Raw genomic sequence first — 8,411 nt, 5'->3', positions numbered from 1 at the left:
AATCTTAACTAAGACTCAAATAATACCAATTTTATTAAAAACATGATCATTCTAGCGTATTCAATAACTCACTAACTACGTTAAAAATTATTTATATAGAACAACTATGTATTATAATTTTAGCCTTGTTATTTAGCTATTTTCTTATTGCTATAATAGATCACTAATTTAATGCAATTGGTATAAATTAATCTGAAGCAGCTGTTTTTTTATGCTAACTGCGTTGAGTTTGCACTGAGAATAGCTTAATCAGTGCTCGGTTCAGTAATAGCGGAATAGGGCTTTTGCAGCACAATCATGTGTCTTCCTAGAGGTAACTAGGAAGTACACGAACATAAACTCATTATTGTAAATAGATCAGTAAAGCATTATTTGCCTAAGCTGTGCTCCATAATCAGAATGTGTACTATGCTAACAATAATAGTCTTGGTTAAAAATTAGCTCATTAAGGCATTTTAATTTCGAGCAGACCAGGCTTTTAAAACAGTGCGGCGCCAGATAATATCAATACCAAAGTAACCAATAATAGAAGCGATAGAAGCACATACTAAAGAGCCAAGCAAAAAAGCGGGCCCAATAGTCTCAATGCTTTCTAAAAACCAAGCCCAACTTGCTTCAAAAACAAAATGCTGTTCTGGCTGATTTAATAATAAAGTGCCGACTAGGTATGAGCCATAAAAGATAGGGGGCATAGTTAGGGGATTTGTTAACCATACTAACGCAACAGAAATCGGTAAATTAACTCTAAATACAATAGCACCAGCTGCGGCTAAAACCATCTGAAAAGGAACGGGGATGAATGCAAAAAACAGCCCAACAGCAAATGCACCACGAGCGGAGCGTCTATTTAAGTGCCAAAGATTTGCATCTTGTAAAAGATGCCCAAAAATTCTCAAAGACTTATGATGTCTAATTTTATTTGGATCAGGTAAAAATCTTTGAATCGTTTTTTTAGCCATTTAAAGCAACCATTTACATCAGTGTGGATAAGTCTTGGGTTTGTAATTGGCTGTATCGCAACCGTATTTTATTACCAAACTCTCGAATTTACAGTACTCACAATTTCAATAGTTATTGTGAGTGTTTATTTTAAGCCGTTTTTAAATGTATTGTTAGGCTTTATTTGCGCTATTTGTTGTATTGCAGTGCATTTTTATACTTTTTATAATTTTGAAATCCCAAAAGCGGACGAAAAGTATGCACATTCTGCTGAGTTGATTATTGAAAGTATAATTTCAAGTAAACAGCCGCAATACATAAAAGCAAAAATTATAAAACTCAATGATGATAGCTACGCTCACTTTAGAGCCCCAAGCGCTATGTTGAGTGTAAACTCAAGTCAAACCTTGCTAATTGGTAACACTTTTAGTGCCGTAATTAATTTAAAGCCTTTTCGTAGCACAAAGAACTTTCATGTGTTCGATAACGAGCACTACGCTTTTACACAGCGCATATTTTTTAAAGGAAAAGTACTAAATAAAGAGTTAGTGATCATAAATAACGAAAAACAAAGTGCGGTTATAAACTACAGAAAATTTGTAAAGGCTGTTTATAGTAATACAACTCTACAATGGTTGTATTATGCGCTATTGACTGGCGACAAATCGTTAATGGATTTTAGTGATAAGCAATTAATGCAATCTCTGGGATTGAGTCATTTATTAGCCATATCAGGTTTGCACATTGGCTTAATATTTGGTTTTGGTTATCTATTTACACGCAGTTTACTTAAACATATCAAATACGTTAGTGACCAAACGAAAAACCTGTCTGTTATTTACAGTACAGTAGGCTTCTTTGCTGCATTTATTTATGTTTATCTAAGTGACTTTTTAGTGTCAGCTACGCGTGCGTTAATTATGCTCGGGTGCTATTTATTACTCTATTATTTAGCAAAACAGCCATTGCGTTGGCGCAGTATTTTATTTGCTCTTGTTATTTTGCTTATAATAAATCCTTTTAATGTATTAAACGCAGGACTGTATTTTTCATTTACCGCCGTGGCTATTATATTTTTAGTCGTGCGTAAAATACCCATTTTAAATACATCCTTTTTATATAAAATAGCATCGCTAGGGCTGGTACAACTGGCCTTGTTTTTAGGTTTATTGCCGCTTTCGCTATACTTTTTCCATGGTGTTAGTTTGGCAGGTTTAATGCTTAACTTAATTGCTATTCCACTTCTTTCTTTAATTGTTATGCCTAGTTTAATTATTATCACACTTGTTAGTAGTGTGTTTGATATGGGTATTTTCATCACTTTTTTTGATGGCTGCTTAAGTTATTTATTTCAGTTATTAACAAAAATCCCCGTCTCTATTCGTTGGCTAAATATAGGGAATACGGATTCTATTTTTGTTGTTTTTTATTATATTACTTTTTTGATTTTTTATTTGGTTCCGTATAAGTGGTTAACATGTATTCCATTTGGTGTACTGTTATTTAATTACTTAGTTGCCGAAAAGCCAAAATGGCAATTACATGTTTTTGATGTAGGGCATGGCTTGATGGTACTGATAGAGAAAGATAAACAAGCGTTAATTTATGACTTTGGCCCTAGTTATTTTAATCGTTTTAGCCGTGCTCGTAGTATTTTATTACCTTATATTGAAGCCAATAAACTACTTGTATCTATAGCTGTATTAAGTCACGAAGATAGTGACCACGCTGGTGGTGTTGAGCACTTTATGCAAGCAGGATATGAATCTACCTTTGCTACTTTTCACCCACATAATTTACAAGATATATGTAAAGTCGCGAAGAGAGATTTCTTTGGTCTTAAAATAGAGAGCTTTAAAACAACAAACTTTCAAAATGAAAATGATGATTCATGCGTTATTAGAGTGTCTGATAAAGCGCACAGTGTTTTATTAACGGGTGATATCTCTAAGCAACGAGAAGCGCAATTACTCCAACAGGGCTATTTTTTAAAAAGTACAGTGATGTTGAGCCCGCATCATGGCAGTGATACATCCTCAAGTGATGCATTTATACAAGCAGTACACCCACAAATTGTTATTCATTCAAGTGCCTATAAAGGGCAATGGCAATTTCCTAAACAGCAGGTTGTTAAGCGTTATAGCAAAATAAATGCAACTCAATATGTTACAGGACAGCAAGGACAAATCAGTGTTAAATTTTACAATGAGTATGCACAGGTAAAAACGGCAAGAGAGTATGAAAGTTACTGGTTTATCAAAGATTGACGTTTTGTTTTAGTGCACCTAAGGATACAATAGGGGCTGTAATTGTATAAAGAGAGTGTTATGGATCAAAGTACTACGCAAATTTATAAACGGTTAATTTCTTATGTTGGTGCATATAAGAGCGTTGCCCTTGTTGCTATTATAGGAATGATTGGTTATTCGGCAATGGATGCGTTATTCATTCAATTAATGAAGCCGTTTATTGATGAAGGCTTAAACCAGCGCAATAGTGATGTGTTAACGTATGCGCCGTTTGTTGTGATTGCTTTAGTGATTGGTCGTGGCATTTTTAATTTTATGTCGTCATATTGTTTAAGTTATGTAGGCTCCCAAGTCGTACGCTCTCTTCGCCAAGCATTATTTGAACACATATTACATTTACCGGTTTCTTTTCATGATAAAAACTCAACCGGTGATTTAATCTCTAAAATCACCTTTGATACCGAACAAGTTCAACAAGCCATTACAAAAGCGTTATTAATTGTGGTACGTGAAGGGGCGTTTGTTGTATTTTTATTGGGTTTGATGTTTTATACCAATTGGAAGTTATCACTAATATTTTTAGTGATCATCCCACTCGTTGCCATTATTGTTACAGTTGTGTCTAAGCGTTTTCGCCATATTTCTAAAAATATTCAATCGGCGATGGGGCAAGTTACACGCAGCTCAGAACAAATGTTAAGCGGGCACAAGGTAATACATGGTTTTGGTGGGCAAGAGCAAGAAATCAATAAGTTTTCTAAAATTAATAATCACAACCGTCAACAACGAATAAAAATGGATGCAACCAAAGCACTCAGTGTGTCTATTATTCAAGTTCTTGCTGCAAGTGCAATGGCCGTTATTTTGTGGGTGGTATCAATGCCCGCAATGATTGACACGATAAGCTCTGGTGATTTTGTGGTTTTGATATCATCGATGATGATGTTACTGCGTCCACTTAAGCAATTAGCTAACGTCAACAGCGACATGCAACGTGGTATCTCGGCAGCGCAAAGTATATTTTTAATCCTTGACGAAAATGTAGAAAAAGACACCGGCACAATCGCAGTCGATAAAGTTAAAGGGTTAATTGAGGTTAAAAATGTAACGTTTAAATACCCAACAAAAGCAGAAGCCGTACTCAACGATTTATCTTTGACTATAAAGGCTGGTGAAAGCATTGCATTAGTAGGTCGCTCAGGCTCGGGGAAGTCAACAATCTCCAATTTGCTGCCACGCTATTATGATTTAGAGCTGCCAAGCGAAATTCTACTCGACGGTATTGCACTAAGTGACTATAAACTTGCTGACTTGCGACGTCAGTTTGCCTTAGTCTCACAACAAGTCGTGTTATTTAACGATACTATCGCGAACAATATTTGCTATGGCATAACGCATGATGTCTCTACTGATGAGTTAATACGCGTAGCAAAACAGGCGCATGTTTGGGAGTTTGTCAAAGATCTTCCTGAACAATTAAATACTATGGTAGGCGAAAATGGCGTGATGCTTTCAGGCGGCCAGCGACAACGCATTGCCATTGCGAGAGCAATTTTAAAAGATGCACCAATTTTAATCTTAGATGAAGCTACGTCTGCACTTGACACCGAATCTGAAAAATTGATTCAACAAGCACTGGAGGCGTTAATGAAAGATAAAACGTCTATTGTCATTGCGCATCGTTTATCAACGATTGAAAATAGCGACCGAATTTACGTTATCGATAATGGACGTGTTATTGAAAGTGGAGATCATGCAAGTTTACTTGCCAATGACGGTACTTACTCTGCACTTTGTAAAATGCAATTTGGCGAGCAAGTGTGAATAAAGTAGAGCATAGCTGGTATAAGCCCGTTAGCGTAATTACGCTATTACTTTTACCCTTATCAGTACTATTTTGGTTGATTTCGAGCATTCGAAAGTGTTTGTATAAATTAGGGTTTTTAAAACAATTTAAAAGTAAAACGCCAATTATTGTGGTTGGCAATATTAGCGTGGGTGGCAATGGAAAAACACCGTTTGTGTTATGGCTTTTTAACTATTTAACGCAACAAGGTTTATCTGTTGGGATCATTAGCCGTGGTTACGGTGGACATGCTAATAATTACCCTCTGCTTGTTACAGATCAAGTAAGTACGAATGAAGCGGGTGATGAGCCGATACTTTTATATCATCGTTTAAAGTGTCCAATTGCTGTTGGCCCTAATAGGCAGCACAGTATTGAGTTGCTTGAGCGCACATATGCACCAGACGTTATTATTTCAGACGATGGCATGCAACATTATAAAATGGCGCGTAGTATTGAGTGTTGTATTGTTGACAGTGAACGCAAATTCGGTAATGGTTTTTTAATGCCAGCAGGGCCATTACGAGAGACAAAAAAGCGTTTAAATAGTGTCGACTTAGTTATTGAAAATGGTGGTCAAAGTAGCAGTCATTATACGTTACAAACCAGCCCAATAAGACGAGTAAGTGGCACAAAACCCGTGAACAGTTTAATTACCAGTGCGCATGCTATCAGCGCGATTGGCAATCCGCAGCGTTTTGAAAACTCACTAGAGGCGCAAGGTATTCGCTTACTATCAACTCATCACTTTAGAGATCATTATGCATACACTGCGGATGATTTTTCTGGGTTTGGTGATGATAACGTAGTCATGACTGAAAAAGATGCGGTAAAGTGCGGTAGTTTTGCAAAACCTAATTGGTATTATTTACCAGTAGATGCGCAGCCTTCCGATGTCGTTATAAACACATTAAATTCATTATTAAAAGAAAAAGGGATCCTCAATGGCCTTTGATACAAAACTACTCGAGATAATTGCGTGCCCAGTGTGTAAGGGTAAATTACGTTTTGATAAAGAAAATAACGAGCTAATTAGCACCGCAGCTAAGCTAGCTTATCCGGTTCAAGATGACATTCCGGTACTGCTTGAAAATGAAGCGCGTGAATTATCTTTAGATGAGGTTGAAAAGTGGAATTCGTAGTTGTAATTCCGGCTCGTTTTGCCTCAACCCGATTGCCAGGTAAACCGCTTGCTGATATTTGTGGTAAGCCAATGGTTCAGCATGTTTACGAAAAAGCCTGTTTATCAGGCGCAAGCCAAGTTGTTATTGCAACCGATCATCAAAAAGTATTTGATGCAGTCAGTTTATTTACCAGCGATGTGCTAATGACTCGCGAAGATCATCACTCAGGTACTGAGCGCTTAGCTGAGGTCGTTGATTTACTTGAGCTCGATAGCAATACCATTGTGGTTAATGTACAAGGTGATGAGCCGTTACTTGCACCTGAAAATGTATCTCAGGTTGCTGCGCTATTAAACGATTCAACGGCACCAATGGCAACCTTAAGTGTTGCTATTGAAGAGCGAGATGACGTATTTAATCCTAATGCCGTTAAGGTGGTTAGCGATATTGATAAAAATGCGTTGTATTTCTCGCGAGCCAATATTCCATTTGACAGAAGTGCGATGATGGATGATAAAAACAGGCTTGATTTAGCGCCATTTCAACGCCATGTGGGGATTTATGCATACAGAGCAGGTTTTATTAAACAATACACACAGCTCAGTGTATCTCCTCTTGAGTTACTTGAATCGTTAGAACAATTGCGTGTGCTATATCACGGTTATAAAATTAAAATAGAGCAAGCGCAGATAACGCCGCATTCAGGCGTTGATACACCCGAAGATTTAGCAAAAGTTATAGCGCATATTAAAAGTACAAACGCGTGAGTGAACAAGCAAATACACTGTTAAAAATAGTATTTACACATAACGATTTTTATATTTTAGAAAAACCAGCAGAGCTCAGCTTTCATTCAGAAGATGGACCTGGTTTTGTCGTGTTAGCTGAGCTGCAATTATCGCAAAAACTTTATGCGGTTCATCGCTTAGATAAGGTGACATCAGGGCTGATTATTTTAGCGAGAAACAAAGGCGCAGCTGCATGTTTCACTGCACTTTTCACTGAGCATGCAATAAGCAAATTTTATTTAGCTATCAGCGATGCCAAACCTAAAAAAAAGCAAGGTTGGATAAAAGGTGATATGGCCAAATCTCGTCGTGGTTCGTTCAAGCTACTAACAACTAAGCTTAATCCAGCGATCACTCGATTTTATTCTGTGAGTTATAAACCAGGGTTCAGGGCGTATATTTTGAAACCTTATTCAGGTAAAACGCATCAATTAAGGGTGGCGCTAAAGAGTATAGGTTCGGCTATTTTAGGGGATGCAATGTATGCAGGTACGCCATCAAATCGTACCTATTTGCATGCTTATGCACTGAGCTTTTTATGGCAAGGTGAACACATGCAATTTACGTTGTTACCTGATCATGGCGATGAATATATAGCGCTGATAAAACATCAAGATTTTCAAGCATGGCAGTCGCCATGGCAACTGGATTGGTAAATGAACGAAAAAGTTACAGATATACGTTTTGGCGGAATTAAACGTTTATATGGTCATCAGCAATTTGATTGGCTTCAACAAGCCCATTTTTGTGTCGTCGGTATTGGTGGTGTAGGGAGCTGGGCTGCTGAAGCCCTTGCGCGCACAGGTGTTGGTAAAATAACACTCATTGATTTAGATGATATTTGCGCGACCAATGTAAACAGGCAAATTCATGCGCTTAGCGGCACCATAGGCCAAGCTAAAGTGGATGCAATGAAAGCGCGTTGTGAGTTAATAAACCCAGCGTGCCAGATTGATGTAATAGATGACTTTATCACACTCGATAATATTCAATCGCATATTCAAGGTTTTGACTACGTTATTGATTGCATTGATGCGGTTAAAGAAAAGGCAGCATTAATTGCGCACTGCAAACGTAATAAACTGCCTATTATTACAACGGGTGGCGCAGGTGGGCAAACCGACCCTAGTCAAATAACATTTGGTGATGTGGCTAAAACCACGCAAGACCCTCTACTTGCAAAAGTTCGTTATATTTTACGTAAGCAGTATAACTTTAGTAATAACCCTAAGCGTAAATTTAATATCGATTGTGTTTATTCAACAGAGCAGCTTGTATACCCTGGCAGTGACGGTAGCGTATGTCATGCAAAGCAAAGCGCTGATGGCTCGATGAATATGGATTGCAATAATGGTTTCGGCTCTGTCACTATGATCACAGGAAGCTTTGGGTTTTTTGTTGCAGCCAAAGCGATTCGAAAATACTTAGATAAGCGTGCACGTTTAAACATTTAAATACAGACTGC

General features: G+C 37.5%; 8 protein-coding genes. 7 read left to right on the top strand and 1 reads right to left on the bottom strand.

Annotated features, from left to right (window positions below):
• Window positions 1-455: 455 nt before the first annotated feature.
• Window positions 456-959: a DUF2062 domain-containing protein gene (locus CWB66_RS04075; RefSeq protein ID WP_077538049.1), complete on the bottom strand. Its 504-nt coding sequence runs from the start codon at window positions 957-959 to the stop codon at window positions 456-458.
• On the opposite strand from CWB66_RS04075, the gene CWB66_RS04070 reads away from it, so the two are divergent.
• Genes CWB66_RS04070 through tcdA form a run of 7 tightly spaced genes read left to right on the top strand, consistent with a single transcriptional unit; the run spans window position 939 to window position 8,400 of the window.
• Window positions 939-3,206 (top strand): DNA internalization-related competence protein ComEC/Rec2, encoded by a 2,268-nt coding sequence (locus CWB66_RS04070; protein WP_138584422.1) that lies wholly within the window; start codon window positions 939-941, stop codon window positions 3,204-3,206. The genes CWB66_RS04075 and CWB66_RS04070 overlap by 21 nt on opposite strands.
• Before the next feature lie 60 nt (window positions 3,207-3,266).
• Window positions 3,267-5,012, top strand: a complete 1,746-nt coding sequence (gene msbA, locus CWB66_RS04065; protein WP_138584421.1) for a lipid A export permease/ATP-binding protein MsbA — start codon at window positions 3,267-3,269, stop codon at window positions 5,010-5,012.
• Window positions 5,009-5,989 carry a tetraacyldisaccharide 4'-kinase gene (lpxK, locus tag CWB66_RS04060; protein WP_138584420.1) on the top strand — a complete coding sequence of 327 codons (981 nt, stop codon included), beginning with the start codon at window positions 5,009-5,011 and terminating at the stop codon, window positions 5,987-5,989. Before msbA ends, lpxK begins: the two co-directional genes overlap by 4 nt.
• On the top strand, window positions 5,979-6,176 hold the full coding sequence (locus CWB66_RS04055; RefSeq protein WP_138584419.1) for a Trm112 family protein: 198 nt from the start codon (window positions 5,979-5,981) through the stop codon (window positions 6,174-6,176). The genes lpxK and CWB66_RS04055 overlap by 11 nt, the downstream gene beginning before the upstream one ends.
• Entirely contained in the window at window positions 6,164-6,925 is a 762-nt protein-coding gene (kdsB, locus tag CWB66_RS04050) for a 3-deoxy-manno-octulosonate cytidylyltransferase (protein WP_077538044.1), read from the top strand. The genes CWB66_RS04055 and kdsB overlap by 13 nt, the downstream gene beginning before the upstream one ends.
• A complete protein-coding gene (locus CWB66_RS04045) occupies window positions 6,922-7,602 on the top strand; it encodes a TIGR01621 family pseudouridine synthase (protein WP_138584418.1) in 681 nt (226 codons plus the stop codon). The genes kdsB and CWB66_RS04045 overlap by 4 nt, the downstream gene beginning before the upstream one ends.
• Window positions 7,603-8,400 carry a tRNA cyclic N6-threonylcarbamoyladenosine(37) synthase TcdA gene (gene tcdA / locus CWB66_RS04040; RefSeq protein WP_077538042.1) on the top strand — a complete coding sequence of 266 codons (798 nt, stop codon included), beginning with the start codon at window positions 7,603-7,605 and terminating at the stop codon, window positions 8,398-8,400.
• Window positions 8,401-8,411: the final 11 nt, after the last annotated feature.

This window comes from Pseudoalteromonas sp. S558 (assembly GCF_005886635.1).
Lineage (GTDB): Bacteria > Pseudomonadota > Gammaproteobacteria > Enterobacterales > Alteromonadaceae > Pseudoalteromonas > Pseudoalteromonas aliena.
This window is presented reverse-complemented; position numbering and strand designations above follow the sequence as displayed.

Coding starts and splice junctions, on each gene's coding strand:
- CWB66_RS04075 (WP_077538049.1), bottom strand. CDS start 959: ATGGCTAAAAAAACGATTCAAAGATTTTTACCTGATCCAAATAAAATT.
- msbA (WP_138584421.1), top strand. CDS start 3,267: ATGGATCAAAGTACTACGCAAATTTATAAACGGTTAATTTCTTATGTT.
- tcdA (WP_077538042.1), top strand. CDS start 7,603: ATGAACGAAAAAGTTACAGATATACGTTTTGGCGGAATTAAACGTTTA.
- CWB66_RS04055 (WP_138584419.1), top strand. CDS start 5,979: ATGGCCTTTGATACAAAACTACTCGAGATAATTGCGTGCCCAGTGTGT.